Consider the following 22635-nt stretch of genomic DNA (forward strand, 5'->3'; position numbering starts at 1 on the left):
GGATTGGCTGGCAAGGGGATTGCCTTAGGATTCGGCCAGTTCGTTCAAGACGCGGGCCCAGGAGCGGATGCCCTTGTGGAAGCTCTTGAGGTTGTATTTTTCGTTGGGCGAATGCATCGCGTCGTCGTCCAGGCCGAAGCCGATCAGCATGGAGTCCATACCAAGCTTGCTCTTGAAATCGCCGACGATGGGAATAGAGCCACCACAACCGATAAGAGCAGCCGTCTTGCCCCATTCTTCGGTCAGGGCCTTTTTCCCCTTGAGCAAGGCCGGGTGATTGAAATCGAGACGCAGGGCCGGACTGACGCTGCGTTCCGTGAACTCGACTTCGCAATCAGCTGGCACTTTGGAGCGAACATAGGCCCGGAATGCCTCGCGGATCTTGAGCGGGTCCTGATCGCCCACGAGACGGAACGAGATCTTGGCGTGGGCTTCTGCCGGAATAACCGTCTTGAAGCCTTCGCCGGTGTAACCGCCGATCATGCCGTTGATTTCGCAAGTCGGACGGGTCCATACCTGTTCGAGTGCTGTGCGACCCTTTTCGCCAGCCGGCAGCGACAGGCCGATGGGGGCGAGCAAGGTGGCGTCGTCAAATCCCAGATCTTCCCACATGGCCTTCACATCGTCCGGCATCTCGATGACGCCGTCGTAGAAGTTCGGCAGAGTGATCCGCCCGTTTTCGTCACGAAGCCCGGATAAAATGTCGACCAGCACCTGATTGGGGTTACGTGCTGCGCCGCCGTAGAAGCCGGAATGCAGATCGCGGTCCGCTGCCTTGATGGTAATCTGTTCGGCGCACATGCCGCGCAGCATGACGGAGATAGCCGGTGTGTCAGCATCCCACATGCCGGTATCGCATACCAGCGCCAGATCGGCGGTCACTTCATCGCCGTGCTCCTTGAGGAACGGCGCGAGTGACGGCGAACCAGATTCTTCCTCTCCCTCGAACAGGATAGAGACATCGACCGGCAGATCGCCATGTTCGGCCATGAAGGCGCGGGCAGCTTCCACAAAGGTCATGAGCTGTCCCTTGTCATCCACGGCCCCGCGTGCGGTGATCACCTTGACGCCATTGTCACGGGTCTCGATGACCGGCTCGAACGGATCACTGTTCCAGAGGTTGAGCGGATCGACCGGCTGGACATCATAATGGCCGTAAAACAACACATGCGGCCCCTGGTTTGCCGGACTTGCGATGTCCGACAACCATCGGATTGCCAATGGTGTCGCGGACACTGGACTCGATGCCGATTGCCGTCAGCTCTTTGGCCAGCCAGTCCGCGGTGGCGCGGCAGTCGTCCTTGTAGGCCGGATCAGTCGAGATGCTCTTGAAGCGCAACAACTCGAAGAGGCGGTCCAGGCTCTTGTCCAGATCGGCATCAATGCGATCGAGAACCTTGTCGAGAGTGCTCATGAGGTATCCTTGGTGTTATCGTGTTGGAATTCGAAAGCTTGCCTTGGTCATAGCAGACAGGTTGAGCCTGTCGCAATTGGACAGTGACCTTGATCTGGCGATGGGTATCGATTGGCTGAGGATCGCGGCTGTTTGATGTCCTCAGCCGCGTGAGCGGAGAAGGGGGCTTTCGTGCCGACCGGGACGAAGCGACACCCTGCGGGTTTTTGTCGACAGCAAAAGCCGTCGCCGGGTAGACTTCGCACAGCATTTGTCGCTCGCCACAGGAGACCCATTCCATGCGATTTTTGAAGGCTCTTGTCGTCTGCGTGGCCGCCTTTTCCGCGCCTGTCGGGGCATGGGGTGCCGATGCGGCTCCGGCAGATCCTGCTCGGATGGCGGCTGATATGACCGCACGTCCCGGGTGGCGCGTCATGTCCACCTCGCTGCCCTATGAGACCTTGGTGAACCGGGTGAGAGCAGCGGTGAAACGCCAGGGGATGTTGGTGGTGACGCAAGCCAGCGCGTCTGATGGAGCCAAGGGGCAGGGCCTGAACATCCCGGGCAACAGGATCATCGGTGTTTATCGCAATGACTATGCCCGACGCATGTTGAAGGCCTCGCTCGCCGCCGGGATTGAGGCGCCGATCCGCTTTTATGTCACGGAGACGCCAACGCATACTGGCATCTTGTCGTGGAAGACACCAAGCATGGTGTTTGCGCCCTACATGAGCGAAGGCGGCTCGGACCTCAAAGCGCTGGCGCAAGAACTGGATAGGGTTTTCGAGAAGATTGCCACAAACGCGGTGGCACCTGTCGGGCCAAAGCCGTAAAAATCTGCGCCATCGCACATCCACTTGGCACAAGCGGGGCTGATGTCGCGACTGAGAGGACCATCGAGAAATTCGATGACGGGGACCCCGTCAAATGGCGCGCGACCATTCGCGAGAGTGCGCTGGCGTTCTGAAAATACCTGCCAGATCGTTCACTCTGAACTCTGAACTCGAAAAGGCTGGCTCGGGCAGCGTGTGGTCACCTCAGATCAGATGCAGCTTATGAAAACGGGAACGGACATCACGTCCATTCCCGCATTTTCAATGAAGTGTAGGGGATTGCTTCGTCACACTCGGATCTGACCGTAACGCAATGCCTCCACCACCGTGTGCGTCTTGTTGGAGGCATTGAGCTTTACGCTGGCATTCTGCAAGTGCGCGTGAACCGTTCTCTGGGAAATATCCAGAACCACAGCAATCTCACCAGCCGTCTTGCCGAAAGCTGTCAATTCGAGCACGCGACGTTCGCGGGTCGACAAGGCACCGGGGCGTTGACCCGAAATGACGCCAAGGTCATGCAATCGGGAAAAGGCGGCCGATGACAAAGTTTCGAGGCCAGACAATTCCCATTTGTTCAACTGCATCGACGGTCCGGCGGCAAACACGAATGCCTGGAATGGATACAGGTCCGTAATCGGAATGATGACCACTTCATTGCCTTCTCCAACAGAGGCAAGAAGATTTGAGTGCTCGATATCACCCGCCGAGACTTTCCAGACGGATGCTCGATTTGACGCGAGCGCCAGCATCAACGCACTGTCGCTCGTCGAGAGCGCCGTGCTTTCAATACCGTCGTTGCGTTGGTCTGGCCAACGGAAGCGCTGTACCAGGTTTTCGATGGGGCGATTAGGCATCGGCAGTCCGGTGACCAGAATATGGGTCGCTCCGAGCCGACGCAGGTTGGATTCCAAAATATCGAGCACATGATGTGCTGCATTTGCTTCGGAAATAGCTCTGACTTTGCTTTTCAGTTCAGAATGATCAAACATTGTGCACATCCATTATACGCAACCTTTGGTTGCTTGTTTGCGTTCCGAACGGCTCTGTTTTTATTTTGCCGGTCGTTCCACCGATGGGATTATTAGTTTTGTCAATTTACTTACTATTACTACACTTGGTGGAAGGCTTAGTGGTTAAAATACCTAGCCTTTCTTCTCCTCCCATGCGGCAGTTTGTATAAGTTACAATAATTCTATTCAAAATACCAATGCGGAATGTGTCTAAATTTGTCTTTCGATGCCAAATTTTTATCAAATGATTTCTGCAAATTTCTAAATTTGCTGTGGGGATGTTTACGTATATCCTGTGGGTTGTGGAGAGCAAGCTTCTGTAAATAAAAAAGAAAAATGACATTCGCAGTTCTGCGAGGTTCTGCTTGTGTCTTATTTTGATCACATTCGCTTGAGGCGATTTATGTCACAAGTAACGCGCCTGTGAGGTCTCTGGCGTCTGCTCGGGAGCTTGTATTTCGTCTCGCCGAGTCCAAAGAAGAAAAACAATTGCTAAAATCGACAATAGTTTTTCGACACAACCGAGAATCGCAACGTAAATCGACTCATTCGTGTCGAATTGTGCCGCGTCTTGTCGCATTTGGCTGGACGGGACGACGGGACTGATCGTTCGAAATGGCGTTCTAAGCAATAGTCTGGTTCCCCTCTGACAAATGTCATAGAGCAACCAGATTATTGCGGACGGATGGCAGGTTTTTGAACCAAAAACTCGTTGCGTCAGTCGAGCGTTGTCAGGCCGGTCAGATCACTCAAGACCGCTTGTGGAGCCTGATCCGGATATTCGTCCGGGGCATGTCCCCGGTTCATCCAGACACTGCGGAAGCCGAAGGCTGTTGCCCCGGCAATGTCCCAGCGGTTGGAGGACTGGAAAGAGACGGCCGTGGGGTATATGCGAAACTGTGTCGTGACCATCTCGTAAACAGAGGCCGCGGGCTTGTAGGTGCGCAAGGTGTCGGTTGAAAACACATCATCGAAGACGGCACCCAGACCCGCAGCGGTAACGGCGGCTTCCAGCATGGCTGGTGTCCCATTGGACAGGATGACCAATTTTGCGCCGTCCTGCTTCAGCGACGTCAGCACCTGAGGCACCTCCGGATAGCAGTCCAGCCTCCAATAGGCCTCGAGCAGATCCTGCCGAAGCGTCGGATCAGCGCCCGGAACGGTCTGGTAGGCTGTTTGCAGGGCGCGCTCCGTCAGCGTCCAGAAGTCGACATACTCTCCCATCAGGGCATGCACCCATGAGTATTCAAGCTGCTTCTCGCGCCACACCGCAGAAAACCGCTTGGCGTCGGGTCCAAGCTTTTCTGCATGGCGACGCACGGCAGAATGGACGTCGAACAAGGTGCCATAAGCATCAAAGGCGTAGGCAGAATAGGCCATCGAACAGCCTCTCTAATGGGGGTTTTTGAACGATTGGTATAAAGACAGCTTTGTTCGAAGACGTCAATATGCTGCGATGCACAATAGAAAAAATAGGTAAGTATTGCTGCCGTACCAAAACATCGACTTCCGGTATTGACGGGCTTTGGGAAAAGGCGTTCCCTCCGCCGGGCAACACGATATGAAAAAAGGGCTGTGGAGATGAGCAACACGATTGAAAGCTGGACCTGGATCAATGGGCAGTGGAAAGACGGCAACCCCATGATCATGGGGCCGCTTTCTCATGCGTCCTGGTTGTCCTCCTCGGTCTTTGACGGTGCGCGCTATTTTGAAGGCGTCATGCCGGATCTGGCGCTGCATTGCGCCCGCATCAATGCATCTGCGCACAGTCTTGGGCTGAAACCGTTCATGAGCGTCGATGATATGGTGCAGATCTGCAAGGAAGGCGTGACCAAATTCTCATCGTCTGACAAGCCACTCTATATCAAGCCGATGTACTGGGCCGAGGGCAATGGCCTGTGGGTCATCTCGCCGGATGCCGAAACCACGGCCTTCTGCCTCAATATCTTCGAGGCACCGTTTGGTGATTTCGAGAAGTCCTCCAGCGTGACCCTGTCCCCGTTTCGTCGTCCGACAATCGAGACCATGCCGGTGAATGCCAAGGCCGGGTGTCTTTATCCCAACAACGCCCGCGCCGTGCGCGAAGCTGCCTCACGTGGCTTTGACAATGCGGTTGTTCTGGATGTGCTAGGCAATGTGGCGGAGCTGACTTCGTCCAACCTGTTCATGGTCAAGGATGGGGCGGTTCATACCTCCGTACCGAACGGCACGTTCCTGAATGGTCTGACGCGTCAGCGCACGATCCAGCTTCTCAGTGCAGCTGGGATTCCTGTTTACGAGCGCTCTCTTGTCTATCAGGATCTTCTGGATGCGGATGAGCTGTTTTCGACAGGCAATTATTCCAAGGTATCGCCGATCACCCGTATCGAGACAAAAGAGCTGGGCGTTGGGCCGATTGCCCGCAAGGCTCGCGAACTCTACTGGGAGTTTTCGCATGCTTGACGCTGAAGGCGTCTAGGGGATCAAAAGAGACAGGGCGTCGGGAAACCGGCGCCTTTTGTGTCTGCGGTGACCATTCAGCGTGGAGCGCGCCATCCGGCGGCGCGCGCTTCGCGCTCGCTGCAAAACCAACGCTCGCCGCGCGCGGTGTTGATGCGCGTGCGCGAATAGTAACGCGAGCCGGGAACATGATAGATCTTGCCGTTCGCGGAAATATTGCCCTTGATCCGGCAGGGTGCGGACGTTGTGCCCCGGGCAGCCACGGTGAGGGGCTTCAAGGTGCTGGTGGCGCGCTCTGGCTGGATGCTTGGAACATCTGAGGCATCAGACGTCTCGCTTCTGCGATACTGCCAAGGTGCGGTGAAGTCGCCTGCCCACATGCCGGCCTTGGCTTGTGCGGCTTGTCGCTGCTGCGCTACGTAGCGCGTGGAATAGTGCACATAGGCGAGAGCATGCCCGCTTTTGACCATGGCTTCGTTCAGGTCAGTCGTGCCGACGTAGCAGGTGGCGATGCGGCGGCCATAGCGGTCTTTGTCGGTGCCATCACAAGATACGCCGCTGGAACCGATCAGCGATTGCAGATAGGCCTTTGCCTGTTGGCCACAGGCATAGCGATCTCCGGAGGCGTCCTTGCAGGCCTGCGACATTTCAGGCGCATCAATGCCGTTCATACGAACGTGGTCTGCGCCGAAGGCAAGCGTATCGCCGTCAATGACGCGCGCTTGGGAGCCGATTTGAGGGGCGGATGCAACGCTTGCCGGGATCCATTGCCCCCATTCCGGACCAGTGCCGAGCAGAATGCCGAGGGCAAAGGCCACAGCAAGCCAGCTCATCTTCAGGCGCGACCTGCGGCGGATGCGAAAGAGCGTTAGGGCTACCAAAGTCAAAATCCAGACAGATCAAATACTTGAAACGAAATCGGTTAAACAGCAGCGCAATTTTCTTACGAAATCGTAAAGATCCGGTTTCCGCCTGCGTCCGCCTCTGAGAAAGCGGCGTTTATCTGACGCATGAGGCAAAGCGAATGTGATGAAAGGGCAGCGGTGACAGGCGTGGTTTCGCTCTCCCGATGGACTTGCCATCAGGCGATGCGGTCAGGTCTGTTGTGAGATGCGAAGAGGAGGGGGGGGCTGGACGCACGCAGCCTGATTGTCCAATGCGGAGCAAAGACGTCCGTTCCTAAAAAAGAAGGAAAATATTTTTTTATTTACCGTTCGAACGTTGCCGAACTCCGGAGGACTGCTTAAATTGCCAACCGAAGCGGGAGGACGGATGTCGATTGATCCGATTTAAAATCCCCGCCGCTGGTCTCTGACCCAAGGAGTTTAGATATGTCTTTTGAACTGCCCGAGCTTCCCTACGCATATGATGCGCTGGCCCCTTATATGTCGGCCGAAACGCTGGAATTCCACCACGACAAGCACCACAACGCTTACGTGACCAAGGGCAACGACCTGCTCAAGGGGACGGAATTCGAAGGCAAGTCCCTCGAAGAAATCGTCAAGGGCAGCCATGGTAAGAACCAGGCGCTGTTCAACAACGCTGCACAGCATTTCAACCACATGCATTTCTGGAAGTGGATGAAGAAGGACGGCGGCGGCAAGTCCCTGCCTGGCGCTTTGCAGACCAAGATCGACAGCGACCTCGGTGGCTATGACAAGTTCCGCGAAGACTTCCTTGCTGCTGGCGCTGCACAGTTCGGCTCTGGTTGGGCCTTGGCTGGCAATGAAAGACGGCAAGCTGGAAATCATGAAGACCCCGAACGGCGAAAACCCGCTGGTTCATGGTGCAACGCCGCTGCTCGGCGTCGATGTCTGGGAACATTCCTATTACATCGACTACCGTAACGCGCGCCCGAAGTACCTCGAAGCGTTCGTCGACAACATGGTCAACTGGGACTACGTCCTGGAACTCTTCGAAGCGGCCAACAAGTAAGTCTGGCAACTTCAAGACATGATCAAGATTTAAGAAAACCCCGGTCCATTTGGCCGGGGTTTTTGCATATCTGGGGATGTATTTGCGATTTGGCGGAATGGCACCCTGCAGGCACCGACTGTCCTCAAGTGTGCAGGGGAGTGAGGCTGACGGGTGAAGACGGGCTTCTACCTGCTGTTGTCTGAAGAGAAAACCCATCCGTCATGTCAGCCTTAAGCTGCCGGGACCGGAGAGCCAGCGGCCAATTCAGTTGTGGTCAATGCCGCGTTGTGCTTGTCGATGGCGATCAGAAACTTTCGCACTTGCTGTAAAAGCTCATGTCGATGTAGCTGCTCATCCCCCAGAGATAGGCTTTGCATTTCTGGCGCGTTGGAAAGCAGCCTTCACCGGAGACATTATGCATCTTGTCGAAGTCGAACTGCCGCCCGCCAACGATGCCGCGCCAGCCATGGGCATTGCCGTTACGCTTGTAGATGCTGCACTGATACTTCGTGCCATAGGTCGTGGGCACTTTACTGCGATCCGGTGTCGGACCGAACAGGAACTGAGTGATCGGGTTTGCATGGGCCAGTGTGACCGGTCCTGTCACTAGGGCGGCTCCCGCCAGAGCAATGCACATGCCGGACAGGAGAGTTTTGGGCAGAAACGGTCGCATTATCGGCTCCTTGCGCAGATTTGGGGCCGGATGTCCGGCACAATGTCTCTTGTGTCCTGATATAGGAAGAACGCGGTCGAATTTCGACAGGTTCCTTATTCGCAATAAACAACTGGTAAGCCGGGGTTTTGTCCTCAATATGCAAAAGGCCCGGCGAATGCAGCATTCGCCGGGCCTCCAAAGTCTGCAAGATGGCTGTGGTCAGGCCTTTTCGGCAATCATCAGCGCGAAGGCTTGCACAAGTGCGACTTCCTTGAGCCGATCGAAGCGCCCGGACGCACCGCCATGACCAGCTTCCATGTTGGTCTTCAGCATCAACACAGCGTCGTTGGTCTTTTTGGCGCGCAATCGTGCCACCCATTTCGCCGGTTCCCAATAGGTTACGCGCGGATCGGTCAGGCCGCCCACCGCCAGGATCGCCGGATAGGCCTTTTCTTCGACCTGATCATAAGGCGAATAACTGGCGATATAATCATAAGCGGCGCGATCTGCGATGGGGTTGCCCCATTCCGGCCATTCCGGCGGTGTCAGCGGCAGTGTTTCATCCAGCATTGTGTTGAGCACATCGACGAAGGGCACTTCGGCAATGATCCCGGCGAAATTCTTCGGGGCCATGTTGGAGACAGCGCCCATCAGCATACCACCGGCAGAGCCGCCTTGCGCCACGATGCGGTCGTGCGCGGTAAAGCCTTCTTTCACAAGATGTTCGCTGGCCGCGATGAAGTCGGTGAAAGTGTTCTTCTTGAACTCACGGCGCCCTTTCTTGTACCAGGCAAAGCCCTTGTCTTTGCCACCGCGTATATGGGCAATGGCATAGACAAAGCCGCGGTCAACCAACGACAGGCAATTGGTGTTGAAGCTGGCGGGAATGGAAATGCCATAGGAGCCATAGCCATAGAGCAGGCAAGGGGCAGAGCCGTCCAGTGGTGTATCCTTGTGAAACAGCAAGGAAATCGGCACAGTCTCGCCATCGGCTGCCGTTGCCATCAGGCGACGGGTTACATAATTCGCAGCCTCATGCCCGCTAGGAATTTCCTGTTCCTTGCGTAACACGCGGTCCTGCGTGGGGACGTCATAGTCATACACCTGCGATGGCGTGGTCATTGAGGAATAGGAGAAGCGGATGGTCGTCGTGTCGAACTCATAGGAGCCGCCAAGGCCGAGAGAGTAGGCTTCCTCGTCAAAGGAAATCTCGGTCTCACGCCCGTCTTCGAAGGATCGCAGCACAATGCGTGGCAGACTGTTTTCACGTTCCAGAGCGCACCATGAACGTCTTGAAGACATCATGACCGAGGATCAGCCGTCCGGACTTGTGCGCAACAAGATCGCTCCAGTTGTTCCGGCCGGGTGCGGATTTCGGCGCGGTGACGATCTTGAAGTCTTCCGCATCGCCTGCATTTGTCAGGATGTAATACGTGCCATCCCGATCTTCGAGCGAATATTCGATGCCGGTTTCACGCGCTGCAATAAGCTGCGGAGCCTCAAGTGGCGAGTGCGCCGGGATGGTCCAGATTTCCGATGTTTCGTGATCGTGGATATCGATGACGAGTGTTTCACCAGACTGGGTCTTGCCAACGCCCATGAAGAAGCCGGGATCTTTTTCCTCGTACACCAGCACATCTGATGCCGGGTCACTGCCGACTTCATGACGGAACAGCTTCGACGGTCGGTGATTGGCATCCAGCCGCACATAGAAGAGATATTTGCTTTCCGCGCAAAAAACACCGCCGCCGCCAGTGTCCTCGATGCGGTAATCACTGTCTTTGCCGGTTGTCAGGTCGCGAATGGCGAGGGAGTAAAATTCGGAGCCTTTGTCATCAAAGCCCCAGGCGAGAAGCTTGTGGTTGGGCGAATGATCCGCCCCGCCGAAACGGAAATAGGCCTTGCCGTCGGCTTCCTTGTCTCCATCCAGAATGACGCTCTGATCGCTACCGTCACGATTGGCGCGAGTGAAACGAGGGTGCTGGCCGCCCTTCACATATTCGGTGCCATAAAGATACGGACCATCGGGCGAGGGGACAGCACTGTCGTCTTCCTTGATACGGCCGCGCATTTCGGCAAACAGTGTCTCCTGCAAGGGAGCTGTGGGCGCCATGACGCTGTCCTGATAGGCGTTTTCCGCTTCCAGATAGGCACGAATATCAGCGTCCAGAACATCCGGATCGCGCATCACGTCCTGCCAGTTGTCGGCCCTCAGCCAGGCGTATTCGTCCTGCCGCTTGATGCCGTGGATGTCCAGGGTTTGAGGCCGCGCGTCTGCGCGAGGGGGAGCAACGTTTTCATCATGCTCTTCGAGGTAGGGCTTTTGCCGTAAAGAGGCAAGAGGCAGCAGGCCTGCCATGTTCGAGAAACCCGGTGAGTTCAAGCCAGCACGTGCAATGTCATTGGATAGTTTTCATTTTCTTGTAAGTATAGATTTCTCTCAAGAGGCCAAAATTAAATGATAAAAATCACAATGTTTAAAATAATTATTACATTAAGTTGATAGTTGATGTTGTGCGCTAATAGTTTTTCCTTATCCGTTTTTTAATTCGTTTCATCTGTATTTGTTTTCAAAGTGGGTTAACTCAAGGTTTGATGATGAAAAATCTTACAGTCTCTCGAAAGCTGCTTCTTGTTTTCGTCATTCTGGTGCTTGTTCCGGCTGGCGTGGGGCTGACGACAAACTTCCTGCTAAATCGTGTCGGTTCCGCCGGGGTGAGCCTCGGTGAACGCCTCGCTCCGTTGGGGGATGCGGCGATGGAGATCAAGCTGACGGCGACGCAGGCGCGTCTTCTGTACGAACGCATTCTCTCCGGTGCGGAAAGCGGTGACAAGATCGAGACGGTCTGGAATCTGCTCGATGAGACCCGCTTTTACGTTCAGGCTATTCAATCAGGTGGCAAGAACGACGAGGGGACATTTTTGGCCAGCACCTCACCGAAGGTGCAAGAGATCATGACCGAAGTTGGTCCAGCCGTTGATAAGTTCATCAAGAGCGCCCAGGCTCAATACGCGGTTCTGTCAAGGGATCAGGGGGTGGGGTCACAGGCTGACATCGAATTTGATAGCCTCTACGATCAGCTTGTCGAGCGATTGGCCGACTTGGGCGATGCGACAGCGCCGAACGCTGCCGTCCTGAAAGCACTGGGGGCTGCCCGATTCGATCTGGCGCATGGCCATCTGCTCGTCGCCGAAATTCTCAGTGGCGATGAAGGTGAGCAATTCAGTGAAGCAACTGATAGCTTTACGAAGGCGCGTAAGGAGGTGGCCAGTCTGCCTGCCGATCTGCTTGGCGCGGCAAAGGTTGCGGCGATTGCCGCTGACATAGACCACCTGACTGATCTAGCCAATACGCGTTATGGTGTGGCCAAAGAAATGAGCGAAGCCCGTAAAGTGGGGGGAGTGAGTATTTCCGAAAGCTTCACGAACTTCATTACTCTTGCGGATGAAGCCGAGGAACTTATTCACGATTCGATGACCTCCGAACTGAGCGGTCTTCAGGATAAATGGGAAGATTCTCAGGTCATTCAATTTGCCGGAACTTTGCTCATTGCCTGTGTGGCGATTATCAGCGGCCTGTATTTCCGCCGCACGATTGCGGTGCGGGCCAGTCAGTTGGAAAGCACTGCAACGCGATTGGCTGCCGGTGATCTGGCCGCAGATATGCCCACCTGGAAAAGCGGTGATGAGCTGGGCAAGCTCAAGGATGCTCTCGCCGACTTCAAGGAATCACTCATTTCGCGGCAGAAGTTGACACAGGAAATGGCTGAAAAGGATCAACATCAGGCGGGCGAGCGCAAGCGTTTGATGGCCGAGCTGTCAGAAGGCTTCAAGGCCAGCACGGATGCCTATTTCATCTCGCTGGAACAGGCCGCAACCGGTCTTGAGGCAGCAGTCAAGGTTCTGGCAGATGAGGCCCGGAACTCACAAGCTCTGACGGAAGCCACTGAAGATGCAGCTGAAAATGCATCTTCGAATGTTGAAACAGTTGCGACAGCAGCGGAAGAATTGTCAGCCTCGATCAGTGAAATCAGCCGTCAGGTTGTTACCACTGCCCGGGTGGTGGACAGCGCATCGACCCAGGCCCAGTTGACGAGTCAGAAGGTCGGCAGTCTTGCCGATGCCGTCGACAAGATTGGCCAAGGTGGTCACGCTCATTCAGGAAATCGCCGAGCAGACCAACCTTCTGGCACTGAACGCGACAATCGAGGCGGCTCGGGCGGGTGAAATGGGCCGTGGCTTTGCGGTCGTGGCCGCCGAGGTCAAGGAGCTAGCCACCCAGACGGCGCGTGCTACCGACGAAATCGGCGGGCACATCAGTGCGATCCAGAGTTCGACCGTCGAGGCCGTGAGTGCCATCGAGGGCATCGTCAAGACGATGGGCGAGATTGACGTGAATACAACGTCGATTTCGCAGTCGGTCGAACAGCAGGGGGCAGCGACTGGAGAAATCGCTTCCAACGCGCAAAGCACATCAAACCAGACGCAGACGGTGTCGCGTAACATGACCCAGTTGAGCACGGCGGTGGAAACCGTGACGATTACATCGGGGCAGGTGCGCGATTCCTCGACGCAGGTAAGCCATCATACTGAAAACCTGCGGAAGGCAATGCGAGACTTCCTGTCTCAGCTTGATGCTGCCTGATGCAGACGTTCGTGTCCAGGATCACGCTTTAGGGAGCTGGGCCTGAGGTAAACGGCATGACAGCCGGGAGCGGGGAGAATATCCTCGCTCCCATTTTTTTGGCAGAGCGTTTTGCCGTTAGGACTGAGATTTTACAGTCTCAGCCACAAAGTCTTGCCAAGGCTTCGTTGAGTGGCCGATGAGTGTGGCAAGTGTGGTGTCGTCGCTTTCCAACGCTCCGTTGGCAGCACAGGCTTCGGCATCAAGCAGGATCGGCACGAAACTGTCCGGCAGTCCGGCGCCAAGCAGCAGATCTGCATAGGCCTGCTTGTCCATATGGGCGAGAGTGATGTTCTTGCCGGATTGGCGGGAAACTTCTGCGGTCAATTCAGCCATGGTAAAGCCGGGGGAGCCTGCCAGTTCCAGCGTGCGGTTGGAGGTGTCGGGATCGACCAGCACTTGCGCAGCAGCCTCGGCATAATCCTGCCGGCTTGCAGCAGAGATCGTACCGTCACCGCTGTTTGTGGCAATGGTTTCATAGGCAAGGCCGGCGGCGATGCTGCCCGCGAAATTTTCCAGATACCACCCATTGCGCAAGAAGACATGGCTCAGTCCCGAAGCGCTGAGCAAGGTTTCCGTTGCCCGGTGATCGTCGCCCAGCGTCATGGGAGATGTCCATGGCCCGCAGCAAGCTGGTGTAGGCGATAAGGGAAACGCCTGCCTGCTTGGCAGCCTCGATGACTGCGGTGTGCTGTGCCACACGGTTGCTTAGATCATTGCTGGAGATCAGCAGCAATCGGTCCACGCCTTGCAAGGCGGGAGACAAAGTGTCTGCGGCGTCATAGTCAAACTTGACGAGTTCGATTTGATCACTCGCAAGACCTGCCGCTTTTTCTGGCGAGCGCACCAGCGCGCGGATCTTTTCATTGGTTTTTTCGCTAAGTGCCTTGAGGACGAACTGACCCAAATGGCCGGTGGCTCCGGTGACTGCAAGCATCAAAATCTCCTTGGTTTGTGCTTTTACAAAGGGGATATGGATTGCCAGCTCTCTTTTTGTTAGTACGTACAAAAAGGTGAGTTTTGAGAAAAGCGAAGATTGGCGAAAAAATGCAAAGAACCGAACATCCACAGACGGCCTCGCTCGAAGGAGAGCGCGACTATTTGACATTGTCGGAAAAGATGGGGCGTGGTGAAGTCATGAACGCTGATTGTCCATCACGTCGCATCTTGAACCACGTCACCAGCCGATGGGGAGTTCTGGTGATGATTTCGCTGATCGACGGGCCGCACCGCTATTCGGCCTTGCGTCGACGGATCAATGGTGTGAGCGAGAAAATGCTGGCTCAGACGTTGCAGGTTCTGGAAGGCGATGGGTTTCTGACACGTCACTCACGCCCTGTCGTGCCCCCGCATGTGGATTATGCGTTGACGGAACTGGGGCAGGAAATAGCCGGAAAACTGCGCGATTTTACCGATTGGATTGAGTTGAATATTGAAAGGATCGAAGCGGGTGTCGCCACTAAAAAGCTGGCAGCGGACAGTGTGTCCGTGCCAGCTTGAGGATCATTTCTGCGAGGGCGGAGGCTCGCAAAAATCGTTTTCTTATCGGCCCAGTGGCGTGAACGCCATCGCGTGACCATTCATGCAGTAGCGCAGGCCGGTCGGTGGTGGCCCATCGGGAAACACATGACCAAGATGGGCATCACAGCTTGCGCAGCGGATCTCGGTGCGTTTCATGCCATGGGAAGAGTCGTCGATCTCGGTAATGGCCTCAGGGGTGACTGCCTTGAAGAAACTTGGCCAGCCACAGCCCGCATCGAACTTCGTATCAGATTCAAACAAGGGGGCACCACAGCACACGCAGTCGTATCGGCCCAACTCGTGGTTATCGAGGAAAGGTCCGGTATACGGGCGCTCGGTGCCGCTTTCCCGCGTCACATGGAATTGCTCGGGCGTAAGCTGCTCGCGCCATTCTTCCTTGGTCTTGCGGACTTTCCCTTCAGGCGCAGTGTCCCCCGCCTTCAGGGTCTTGTCAGTTGCGTCGGTCATCAGGTGTTGTCCCTTCCACAAATTTGCTTTCTCTGCACATAGGGGGAGGGAGCAACGACGGCAAGCCTGTCAGATGGTTTGTCGACCACAAACGGCGGGTCTCATTCTGAGGTGGCGTGCAGAGTTGTTTCTAGACGGACAACTGAATGAGGAATGTACGGTCGCCGCTTTCGACACGGGCGCGAAGCAGGGCTTCTTCTGCCGAAGACAGCAGCTCTTCGGGCCAATCGACGGTGTCGCGGTTTTCGCGGATGGTAGCGCAGACGCCGATAGAGACAGTGAGAATGTTGTTGGAGGCGTTTTCCAGCGGATTGGGAAAGTCCAGGGCCTCGACGGCTTTCTTCAGTTGGTCGGCCACCAACATCGCACCGCTTGCATTGGTGCGCGGCAGAATAATGGCCAATTCGTCATTGCCAAAGCGGGCGGTCGTGTCGTCGGGGCGGTTGACGCCCTGCAACAACGTGTGTGCCACGGCCTTGAGGCAATCCTCCGCCACGCGGCGCCCAAATGATCGATTCAGGTCCTTGAAGTGGTCGACATCCACGATCAGCAGGGAGATTTCGGATTGCTCGCGCCGGGAAATGGCCCATTGCTTTTCAAGTTCCGCATCAAAGGCGCGACGATTGGGCAAGCCGGTCAGCGGATCGGTCATGGCCATTGCCGCAACCTCTTTTTGCAGTCGTTTCAATTCGGACACGTCACGCAGGCTGACTAGACATCCGCCCGGTTCCCCATCCGTTCCAGCAATGGCGGTGCAACCCATCTTGATCCACATCAAGCTGCCATCGCGGCGAAAGACCTGAAACATCGAGTTTCCGGCGCGCGGCGAGCCGGAGCGCAGATTGCGGACGCGTTGGCTGAACTCCAAACCGTCATCGTCCTTTAGAATGCTGCGATAGATGTCTGAAAAATCGTCTTCTGTCCACCCAAGGACAGTGCGCACGGAGGGCGTAACGAACTGCAACTTCATCTGCGCGTCAAACTGCATGATCACGTCGCTATGACAGTCGATCAGGGCCTGAACATTAACGGATTTGTTCAGCTTCGGCAGATGTTGAGGGGGATGTTTAAGATCGGACATCAGTGGTGCTCTCCCGCGTGATCCCGTCAAAGGCTAGGAGAAAATTGGAAATAAGTTGTAATTTTCTTTGGTTAATCGGTTGCTTTGCGCAAAGTGAAGCAGATCTGCAGCAAGGAGTTTTGTAAATGAACTTGTTGTGAGTGTAAGTCATTTTCAGTAGGTCTCAGATTTACCAAATATTTTCTTTTTGAGTAAACGGCGAAATCTGAGCTGAAGTTTGCTTGTAATTGCCTTTTCGGGGGGCGGATATGCTTTGCTGCAAGGTTTTCATAACTCTTGCATGGGACAAGAGAGGGACGTAAGAGTGCTGATTAACCAACCAATTGGCGCTTGTCGTTGATTCGGGATCTGATCCCGCCATGTCCATTCTGTCAAAGCGATTGATACAGCATGATGCCAGCCGCGACCGACACGGTTATCTATGCCGTCCTAGCTCCTTTTCTTGCAGCACTGATCTCGCCATTTGCGACACAGCACCTGAAGCATAATGCGGCCTGGCTGCTGGCACTGGTTCCAGCCATCATTTTCGTCTGCCTGCTTGGGTATGTCGGGCCTGTGGCTCACGGCGATACTTTTGTGATCGCAAAGGCATGGGCACCACAGTTCAACGTTCAGTTCTCGTTTTATCTGGACGGCCTGTCTCTTGTCTTTTCGTTGCTGATCTCTGGCATCGGTACCTTCATTATCCTTTATGCCGGTGGGTACATGAAGGGACATGCCAAGCAGGGGCGCTTTATTGCCTTCCTGTTTCTTTTCATGGGGTCGATGCTGGGCTTGGTGCTGGCCAATGATCTGGTCACGCTGCTGATTTTCTGGGAGTTGACGTCAATTACGTCCTTCCTGCTCATCGGGTTTGATCATCTGCGCATCGCGTCGCGCCGGGCCGCCCTTCAGGCGCTTCTGGTGACGGGCGGCGGGGGATTGTCGCTGATCGCGGGCTTTATGTTGATTATCTCGGTCACTGGCGAAACCAGCATGTCGGCGTTGTTGAAGGACCCGGACGTTCTGCGCAGCAGTGGCTTCTATCTGCCGGTTTTTCTACTGGTGCTGGGCGGTGCCTTCACCAAGTCGGCACAGTTCCCATTCCACTTCTGGCTGCCGAACGCCATGGAAGCGCCAACGCCAGTGTCAGCCTTTCTGCACTCGGCCACCATGGTCAAGGCAGGTGTGTATCTGTTGATGCGTATGCATCCGCTGCTTGGGGATACAGCCCTTTGGGAGACCATTCTGCCGATCTTCGGCGGTGTCACGCTGATTGCGGGCACATTGCTGTCGATCCGGCAAACCGATCTGAAGCTGATCCTCGCCTATACAACGATGGCATCGCTTGGCCTTTTGGTCATGCTGGTGGGCGTCGACAACAAATATGCGCTGCAAGGCGCTGTGCTTTATCTCTTCGCGCATTCGCTCTTTAAGGGCGCGCTCTTCATGGTCGCGGGCTGCGTGGATCACGAGGCTGGTTCGCGTGAGCTATCGAAGCTGGGCGGTTTGCGCCGCTCCATGCCTTTGACCTTCCTCGCGGTTTCGCTTGCCGCTCTGTCGATGTGCGGCTTGCCACCGTTCATTGGCTTCATTGCCAAGGAAGTGCTCTACGAGGGAACGTCCGGCGTCGGAGGTGTTCTCGCTGTCGCCGCCACGGCCACAGCTGTAATCGGAAACGCCCTGATGATGGCGGCTGCCGCGATTGTTGCCATCAAGCCGTTCTTCGGACCCAAGGTTGAAACGCCGAAACATGCGCATGAAGGGCCCGCTCTGCTGATCATCGGCCCGCTGGTTTTGTCGATTGTCGGGCTTCTGGCAGCTCTGCTGTCGCCTTATACGGGTGAGTTCTTCATCGGCCCAATGACCAATGCTCTTGTGACCAAGGAGCTTCATGTCGAGCTGCATCTGATCCCGGAGCATGTCGGTCTGCCGTTGCTCTTGTCGGTGGTGACCATTGCCCTTGGAATTGTGTTTTTCCTGATTTCGGACCGAATTCGCGGTGCCGTGGGGGTCTTCCTGGATGCTTTGAACTGGGGGCCGAACAAAGGCTTCGATCAGTTTGTCAGCATTTGCGTGAGATCGGCCAACGGGCTGACACGTTCGGTGCAGGGCGGTCGCATGCACACTTATCTCATGGTCATCTTCAGTCTGGTCGCGGTCGCATTGTTGCTGCCGCTCTACCTGAACGATGCTTGTAGCCGAGTATACCGGAGTGGCCGGGTTACAAGTTCTATGAACTGGGCATGTTCCTGATTGCCGCGGCAGGTCTCTGGGCGGTGCTGATTGCCAAAAGCCGCTTGACGGCCATCGTATCGCTGGGCATTCAGGGCTTTGCGGTGGCGTTGATCTTCCTCTTGTTTGGCGCGCCTGATCTGTCGTTCACCCAGTTCATGGTGGAAACCCTGTCGGTTGTCATTCTGGCGCTGGTGATGACGCGGCTGGACCTGGCCCCGTCCGATCACCGGTCACGCGGTGCCACCTGGGCCACCGGCATCATTGCTGTGGCGGTTGGGGCAGGCTTCTGTCTGACGCTCATGTCGATCACACAGCACCCGTTTGACAGTTCCCTGTCTGACTTCTTTGAGAAATACGCCCGCACGATTGCCCATGGCCGCAACATCGTGAACGTCATTATCGTCGACTTCCGCGGCTTTGATACGCTGGGCGAAATTGCCGTTGTCGCCATGGCGGGCTTGTGTGTTCTGGCTCTGGTGCGCATCAGCACCCGGCCAACAACCAATCTCGACAAGACGGCCAGTGAAGAAGCGGTCACCAAGAAGGTGGAGATCCAGTAATGCGCACCATCATCTTTCGCACGATCGCCCCTTATATATCCGCACTGATGATCCTGTTTTCCATCTTTGTGCTGCTGCGCGGCCACAACGAGCCGGGCGGTGGATTTATCGGCGGGTTGATTGCTGCCTCCGGATTGGCGATTTACGGGATTGCCTGCGGCGTGGTCACCGTGCGTCGGGCCATCGTTTTCAATCCGCTGGGGCTATCGGCCTTCGGGCTGCTGTTGTCGGCGCTCTCCGGGTTGCCATCGCTGCTCTATCATCAGTCCTATCTGACCAGTCAATGGGCCTTTCTGCATTTCGGCGATACCGAGATCGCCCTGTCGACACCTATGCTGTTCGACATTGGCGTCTATTTCGTGGTCGTCGGGTCGATCGCGTCCATTGCGCTGGCGCTTGAGGAAAGGGAGAGCGACTGATGGAATCAGGTCTTTGCATTCTGATCGGCATTTTTTTCGCCGTAGCCACCTACCTCATGCTGTCGCGCCACATCGTGCGGTTGCTGCTCGGGATTACCTTGCTCGGTAACGCCGTCAACTTGCTGATTTTCACGGCGGGTCGTCTGACCCGTCAGGTGCCTCCGGTCATTCAGCCCGGTCATTCGGTGCCCGATGTTGCCACTGCCAATCCACTGCCGCAGGCCCTCGTGCTGACGGCAATCGTCATTTCCTTCTCGTTCTTTGCCTATCTGCTCGTGCTGGCGTTTCGCGTCTATCAGGAGCTTGGGACGGACAACATCGACGAGATGCGGGTCGCCGAGCCTGAAGACGAACTTCCCCCGCCACAAGGATATTGAGATAGATGGCTGGTTCTTCTGTTTCCGTTGATATTTCCCAGGCCATGATGACGGCGCCGGTTCACTATGGGGATTGGCTTGTCGTGGCGCCGTCCATTCTGACGATCGTCGGCGGGGCGATCTGCCTGATGCTGCGCAAGAACACCAGTTTGCAGCCGAAAATCGGCATTTTCTTTCTGTCTCTTCTGGTGTTGGCCAATGTCTTCCTGACTGCGCGGGTGCTGGACGAGGGCATCGTCACCATGGTCATGGGCAGTTGGCTTGCGCCCTTCGGTATTGCCTTTGTGGTCGATCCTTTTGGCGCGGGCCTGTCGCTGATTGCCTCTGTCGTGGCGCTATGCGCGGGCATCTACGGCGCGTCCAGCGTTGAGTCCTCAGGACGGCGATACGGCTTCTATCCCTTCCTCCTGCTGCTGATGACTGGCGTGAGTGGCGCGTTCCTGACCGGCGATATCTTCAATCTGTATGTCTGGTTTGAAGTTCTGCTGATCTCGTCTTACGGCTTGCTGGTGCTGGGCAATGACCGCCCGCAGCTGGATGGCTCGGTCAAATACGGCATTCTCAATCTGCTGGGGACCAACCTGTTCCTGATCGCTACCGGCATGCTCTATGGCTTGCTGGGCACGTTGAACATGGCTGACATCGCCACAAAGATTGCGTCCATGGGGGATGCGATGCCGGGATCGCTCAAGGTGATTGCTGCGCTCTATCTGTTTGCCTTTGCCATGAAAGCCGCAGCCTTTCCGGTCAATCGCCTGGCTGCCATCGTCCTATCACACGCCCAATGTTGTGGTGTCGGCAGTGTTCGCTGGTCTCTTGACCAAGGTGGGGGTTTACGCCCTGTTCCGGGTGTTCGTGCTGATCATGCCGGGTCTTCGTGCCGATATGGGCGACATCATCTCGCTGCTGGCGATTGTCACTTTGATCACTGGGGCCGCAGGCGCGTTGGCGCAGACCGATATTCGGCGTCTTCTGGGCTATCTGATCATCTACGGCATTGGCTCCATGCTGGCAGGGCTTGCCATTGGCAATGAGCTCGGTTTTAGCGGCGCCATGGTCTACACAGTGCATTCGATCATCGTCATGACGGCCCTGTTCATGGTCGCAGGCTTGATGAATGTCGTCGCTGGTTCCTACAATCTGCGTGAGTTGGGCGGCATCTATACACTGTGTCCGCCGCTGGCGATTGTCTTCTTTATTCTGATGATTGCGGTGTGCGGTCTGCCACCGTTCTCCGGCTTCTGGCCCAAGGTCATGCTGATAAAGGCAGCCTTTGATGGCGGTCGCAGCTGGTTGGTGGGGGCCATTCTCGTGTCAGGCTTTCTGACGACCATGGCCATGGGCCGTGTCTGGCTTTACGCCTTTTGGCGCGGTGGGTCTCAGGATTCACCGGATGGAACCGGCCCTGCGCGTCTCGTCACGGGTGTGGAGATCTCCTCTGTGGCGCTGTGGTTGCCCTTGGTCGTGTTGACGGTGCTGGTCGTGGTGATCGGCTTGCAGCCGGACTGGCTGATGTCCTGGGCCAATCAGGCCGCAGCCGGGCTGCTTGACCCGCTTGCCTACGAACACGCTGTGCTTGGAGGTCGTTCATGACAATCCTGCTTTTAATTAACATCCTCATGGCGCTGGTACTGGGGGGCGGTGACCGGCGAATTTTCCGAGTTGAACCTGTTGTTTGGCTTTCTGCTGTCGACGGGAGCCCTGTGGCTTATTCGCGAGCAGGTCGGCACGGCGCGTTATTTCCGCCGAACCGGCAAGATCATCAGCCTCGGTATCATGTTCCTGTACGAGCTGGTTGCCTCCATGCCTGGCGCGTGGCGCTGATTGTCGCCCGTCCTCGGATGGATGATCTGCAACCGGGGATCATCGCCTATCCACTGACGGTCAAGGACGATTTCCAGATCACGCTGCTTGCCAACCTGGTGACGCTGACGCCGGGCACATTGTCGCTCGATATTTCCGATGACGGATCAATCCTCTATATCCACTGCATCGATGTGCCCGTTCCTCAGGACACCATCGATGACATCAAGAACGGCTTCGAGCGCAAGATCCTGGAGGTTTTCTCCCATGAGTATTGAGAGCGCCGCATCCCATTTCCTCGACTGGTGCGTCTGGATTGCGCTGGCCGTGCTGACCGTCTCCTTCGTGCTGATCGTGGTTCGCACCATCAAGGGCCCGACGTTGCCCGACAGGGTGGTGGCTCTCGACATGCTGGTTGTCGTTGGTATCGGCTTTATCGCCGCCATCAGCGTGTTGTCGGATTATTATCTCTATATCGACATCGCCATCACCCTTGGTCTTGTGGGCTTTCTGGCAACCGTCGCCTTTGCCCGCTTCGTTCTCAACCGTGGCAAGGCGGGAGATGCAACGGTGGCCGAGGAAGTTGAACAAAGTGTGGCTCGCAGAAAGGCCGGACAATGATTGATGCATTTTTCGATATCATCGTCGGCGTGCTTCTGGTGGTGGGGGCGCTGTTTGCCCTGATGGGGTCGATTGGTCTTTTGCGCTTGCAGGATGTCTACATGCGCATGCATGCCGCCTCCAAGGCGGGCACACTTGGCAGTTGTCTGATGCTTCTGGCGATTGCGCTTTACGCACATAATTTTTCGGTCGTGACGCGGGCTATCACGGGCATTATTTTCTTTCTGTTGACAAGTCCGGTGTCGGCTCACCTGCTCGCACGGGCAGCCTATGCGGTGGGGTATCGCCCGTGTAGTGCAACAGTCGTTGATGATTTGAAGGACGCAGGTGCACCCGAGCATGCTGCAGGTGCACAAAAGTAACGTTGCGGCTTGAGCGCCTTAAAAGCTGACCATGCTGTTGGTCTCACTCTTGCCGTATTTATTACTGCCATTATTTGCCAAACGGTCGAGAATATAGGCGGACTATTTCCGACATCCTATGTGATGTTAATAAAATACTGTATTTGATTGCTATCGGGGGTTGTCCCAAATAGATGGCAGCGATATAAGGTGATCAAAATTTCTCTTTCAGTAGAGTCGTGGTTCGCTTCAATAGAAAGCAAGTAACCAATATTTGGCGGCCTGCCGCGAACAGT

The 22635-nt window shown here is 55.8% G+C and carries 18 protein-coding genes and 6 pseudogenes; 14 read left to right on the forward strand and 10 right to left on the reverse strand.

The features are described from left to right. Nucleotides 1-24: 24 nt before the first annotated feature. Nucleotides 25-1414, reverse strand: a pseudogene (locus AC0L7U_RS16790) (dipeptidase). A gap of 278 nt (nucleotides 1415-1692) precedes the next feature. Here AC0L7U_RS16790 and AC0L7U_RS16795 point away from each other — a divergent pair. Next, nucleotides 1693-2226 (forward strand): DUF302 domain-containing protein, encoded by a 534-nt coding sequence (locus tag AC0L7U_RS16795; RefSeq protein WP_473692303.1) that lies wholly within the window; start codon nucleotides 1693-1695, stop codon nucleotides 2224-2226. Nucleotides 2227-2513: 287 nt separating this feature from the next. On the opposite strand, the gene AC0L7U_RS16800 is transcribed toward AC0L7U_RS16795, so the two are convergent. Further along, nucleotides 2514-3215 (reverse strand): helix-turn-helix transcriptional regulator, encoded by a 702-nt coding sequence (locus AC0L7U_RS16800; RefSeq protein WP_473692305.1) that lies wholly within the window; start codon nucleotides 3213-3215, stop codon nucleotides 2514-2516. 738 nt (nucleotides 3216-3953) lie between these two features. Next, nucleotides 3954-4616 (reverse strand): haloacid dehalogenase type II, encoded by a 663-nt coding sequence (locus tag AC0L7U_RS16805; RefSeq protein ID WP_473692307.1) that lies wholly within the window; start codon nucleotides 4614-4616, stop codon nucleotides 3954-3956. A gap of 201 nt (nucleotides 4617-4817) precedes the next feature. Between AC0L7U_RS16805 and AC0L7U_RS16810 the strand changes: the two genes are divergently transcribed. Then, nucleotides 4818-5678, forward strand: coding sequence for a branched-chain amino acid aminotransferase (locus AC0L7U_RS16810; protein WP_473692309.1), 861 nt, complete (start codon nucleotides 4818-4820; stop codon nucleotides 5676-5678). A gap of 74 nt (nucleotides 5679-5752) precedes the next feature. Here AC0L7U_RS16810 and AC0L7U_RS16815 read toward each other — a convergent pair whose 3' ends face one another. Next, complete coding sequence (locus AC0L7U_RS16815) at nucleotides 5753-6508, reverse strand: thermonuclease family protein (RefSeq protein ID WP_473692310.1); 756 nt, start codon at nucleotides 6506-6508, stop codon at nucleotides 5753-5755. A 498-nt stretch (nucleotides 6509-7006) separates the two neighbouring features. Between AC0L7U_RS16815 and AC0L7U_RS16820 the strand changes: the two are divergent. Next, a pseudogene (locus tag AC0L7U_RS16820) lies at nucleotides 7007-7610 on the forward strand (superoxide dismutase). 286 nt (nucleotides 7611-7896) lie between these two features. Here the strand turns inward: AC0L7U_RS16820 and AC0L7U_RS16825 are convergent. Continuing rightward, nucleotides 7897-8265 carry a hypothetical protein gene (locus tag AC0L7U_RS16825; RefSeq protein ID WP_473692312.1) on the reverse strand — a complete coding sequence of 123 codons (369 nt, stop codon included), beginning with the start codon at nucleotides 8263-8265 and terminating at the stop codon, nucleotides 7897-7899. Nucleotides 8266-8466: 201 nt separating this feature from the next. Further along, nucleotides 8467-10606: pseudogene (locus tag AC0L7U_RS16830) on the reverse strand (S9 family peptidase). Nucleotides 10607-10845: 239 nt separating this feature from the next. Between AC0L7U_RS16830 and AC0L7U_RS16835 the strand changes: the two are divergent. Both AC0L7U_RS16835 and AC0L7U_RS16840 read left to right on the forward strand, forming a co-directional pair. Next, nucleotides 10846-12474 carry a HAMP domain-containing protein gene (locus AC0L7U_RS16835; protein ID WP_473692314.1) on the forward strand — a complete coding sequence of 543 codons (1629 nt, stop codon included), beginning with the start codon at nucleotides 10846-10848 and terminating at the stop codon, nucleotides 12472-12474. Beyond that, entirely contained in the window at nucleotides 12392-12892 is a 501-nt protein-coding gene (locus tag AC0L7U_RS16840) for a methyl-accepting chemotaxis protein (RefSeq protein ID WP_473692315.1), read from the forward strand. The genes AC0L7U_RS16835 and AC0L7U_RS16840 overlap by 83 nt, the downstream gene beginning before the upstream one ends. A 117-nt stretch (nucleotides 12893-13009) precedes the next feature. Here the strand turns inward: AC0L7U_RS16840 and AC0L7U_RS16845 are convergent, their stop codons facing one another. Together AC0L7U_RS16845 and AC0L7U_RS16850 are read right to left on the reverse strand one after the other, a co-directional pair. Beyond that, nucleotides 13010-13468, reverse strand: a complete 459-nt coding sequence (locus tag AC0L7U_RS16845; RefSeq protein WP_473692317.1) for a Rossmann-fold NAD(P)-binding domain-containing protein — start codon at nucleotides 13466-13468, stop codon at nucleotides 13010-13012. Beyond that, a complete protein-coding gene (locus AC0L7U_RS16850) occupies nucleotides 13407-13868 on the reverse strand; it encodes an NmrA family NAD(P)-binding protein (RefSeq protein WP_473692319.1) in 462 nt (153 codons plus the stop codon). Before AC0L7U_RS16850 ends, AC0L7U_RS16845 begins: the two co-directional genes overlap by 62 nt. Nucleotides 13869-13978: 110 nt before the next feature. Between AC0L7U_RS16850 and AC0L7U_RS16855 the strand changes: the two genes are divergently transcribed. After that, nucleotides 13979-14431 (forward strand): winged helix-turn-helix transcriptional regulator, encoded by a 453-nt coding sequence (locus tag AC0L7U_RS16855; protein ID WP_473692321.1) that lies wholly within the window; start codon nucleotides 13979-13981, stop codon nucleotides 14429-14431. A gap of 42 nt (nucleotides 14432-14473) precedes the next feature. Here the strand turns inward: AC0L7U_RS16855 and msrB are convergent, their stop codons facing one another. Next, entirely contained in the window at nucleotides 14474-14920 is a 447-nt protein-coding gene (gene msrB / locus AC0L7U_RS16860) for a peptide-methionine (R)-S-oxide reductase MsrB (RefSeq protein WP_473692323.1), read from the reverse strand. Between the two features lie 130 nt (nucleotides 14921-15050). Then, entirely contained in the window at nucleotides 15051-16001 is a 951-nt protein-coding gene (locus tag AC0L7U_RS16865; RefSeq protein WP_473692325.1) for a sensor domain-containing diguanylate cyclase, read from the reverse strand. Nucleotides 16002-16394: 393 nt separating this feature from the next. Between AC0L7U_RS16865 and AC0L7U_RS16870 the strand changes: the two are divergent. The 8 genes and pseudogenes from AC0L7U_RS16870 (at nucleotide 16395) to mnhG (ending at nucleotide 22360) form a co-directional block, all read left to right on the forward strand. Then, nucleotides 16395-18778, forward strand: a pseudogene (locus AC0L7U_RS16870) (putative monovalent cation/H+ antiporter subunit A). Further along, nucleotides 18778-19197 carry a Na(+)/H(+) antiporter subunit B gene (locus AC0L7U_RS16875; protein ID WP_473692327.1) on the forward strand — a complete coding sequence of 140 codons (420 nt, stop codon included), beginning with the start codon at nucleotides 18778-18780 and terminating at the stop codon, nucleotides 19195-19197. Before AC0L7U_RS16870 ends, AC0L7U_RS16875 begins: the two are co-directional and overlap by 1 nt. Further along, nucleotides 19197-19574: a Na+/H+ antiporter subunit C gene (locus tag AC0L7U_RS16880; RefSeq protein WP_473692329.1), complete on the forward strand. Its 378-nt coding sequence runs from the start codon at nucleotides 19197-19199 to the stop codon at nucleotides 19572-19574. The genes AC0L7U_RS16875 and AC0L7U_RS16880 overlap by 1 nt, the downstream gene beginning before the upstream one ends. A gap of 416 nt (nucleotides 19575-19990) precedes the next feature. Next, nucleotides 19991-20266: pseudogene (locus AC0L7U_RS16885) on the forward strand (proton-conducting transporter transmembrane domain-containing protein); the annotation flags it as partial. A gap of 109 nt (nucleotides 20267-20375) precedes the next feature. Continuing rightward, on the forward strand, nucleotides 20376-21167 hold the full coding sequence (locus AC0L7U_RS16890) for a proton-conducting transporter transmembrane domain-containing protein (protein WP_473692331.1): 792 nt from the start codon (nucleotides 20376-20378) through the stop codon (nucleotides 21165-21167). Next, nucleotides 21164-21655, forward strand: a pseudogene (locus AC0L7U_RS16895) (Na+/H+ antiporter subunit E). Before AC0L7U_RS16890 ends, AC0L7U_RS16895 begins: the two are co-directional and overlap by 4 nt. Then, nucleotides 21645-21998 carry a cation:proton antiporter gene (locus tag AC0L7U_RS16900; RefSeq protein ID WP_473692333.1) on the forward strand — a complete coding sequence of 118 codons (354 nt, stop codon included), beginning with the start codon at nucleotides 21645-21647 and terminating at the stop codon, nucleotides 21996-21998. The pseudogene AC0L7U_RS16895 and the gene AC0L7U_RS16900 overlap by 11 nt, the downstream one beginning before the upstream one ends. Then, nucleotides 21995-22360 (forward strand): monovalent cation/H(+) antiporter subunit G, encoded by a 366-nt coding sequence (gene mnhG / locus AC0L7U_RS16905; RefSeq protein ID WP_473692335.1) that lies wholly within the window; start codon nucleotides 21995-21997, stop codon nucleotides 22358-22360. Before AC0L7U_RS16900 ends, mnhG begins: the two co-directional genes overlap by 4 nt. The last annotated feature ends 275 nt before the right edge of the window (nucleotides 22361-22635 follow it).

The organism is Roseibium sp. 10G30-5 (assembly GCF_055809635.1).

Excerpts from the sequence above, each read along its gene's own strand:
- AC0L7U_RS16795 (WP_473692303.1), top strand. The coding sequence starts at position 1,693 with ATGCGATTTTTGAAGGCTCTTGTCGTCTGCGTGGCCGCCTTTTCCGCG.
- AC0L7U_RS16800 (WP_473692305.1), bottom strand. The coding sequence starts at position 3,215 with ATGTTTGATCATTCTGAACTGAAAAGCAAAGTCAGAGCTATTTCCGAA.
- AC0L7U_RS16805 (WP_473692307.1), bottom strand. The coding sequence starts at position 4,616 with ATGGCCTATTCTGCCTACGCCTTTGATGCTTATGGCACCTTGTTCGAC.
- AC0L7U_RS16810 (WP_473692309.1), top strand. The coding sequence starts at position 4,818 with ATGAGCAACACGATTGAAAGCTGGACCTGGATCAATGGGCAGTGGAAA.
- AC0L7U_RS16815 (WP_473692310.1), bottom strand. The coding sequence starts at position 6,508 with ATGAGCTGGCTTGCTGTGGCCTTTGCCCTCGGCATTCTGCTCGGCACT.
- AC0L7U_RS16825 (WP_473692312.1), bottom strand. The coding sequence starts at position 8,265 with ATGCGACCGTTTCTGCCCAAAACTCTCCTGTCCGGCATGTGCATTGCT.
- AC0L7U_RS16835 (WP_473692314.1), top strand. The coding sequence starts at position 10,846 with ATGAAAAATCTTACAGTCTCTCGAAAGCTGCTTCTTGTTTTCGTCATT.
- AC0L7U_RS16850 (WP_473692319.1), bottom strand. The coding sequence starts at position 13,868 with ATGCTTGCAGTCACCGGAGCCACCGGCCATTTGGGTCAGTTCGTCCTC.
- AC0L7U_RS16855 (WP_473692321.1), top strand. The coding sequence starts at position 13,979 with ATGCAAAGAACCGAACATCCACAGACGGCCTCGCTCGAAGGAGAGCGC.
- msrB (WP_473692323.1), bottom strand. The coding sequence starts at position 14,920 with ATGACCGACGCAACTGACAAGACCCTGAAGGCGGGGGACACTGCGCCT.
- AC0L7U_RS16865 (WP_473692325.1), bottom strand. The coding sequence starts at position 16,001 with ATGTCCGATCTTAAACATCCCCCTCAACATCTGCCGAAGCTGAACAAA.
- AC0L7U_RS16875 (WP_473692327.1), top strand. The coding sequence starts at position 18,778 with ATGCGCACCATCATCTTTCGCACGATCGCCCCTTATATATCCGCACTG.
- AC0L7U_RS16880 (WP_473692329.1), top strand. The coding sequence starts at position 19,197 with ATGGAATCAGGTCTTTGCATTCTGATCGGCATTTTTTTCGCCGTAGCC.
- AC0L7U_RS16900 (WP_473692333.1), top strand. The coding sequence starts at position 21,645 with ATGAGTATTGAGAGCGCCGCATCCCATTTCCTCGACTGGTGCGTCTGG.
- mnhG (WP_473692335.1), top strand. The coding sequence starts at position 21,995 with ATGATTGATGCATTTTTCGATATCATCGTCGGCGTGCTTCTGGTGGTG.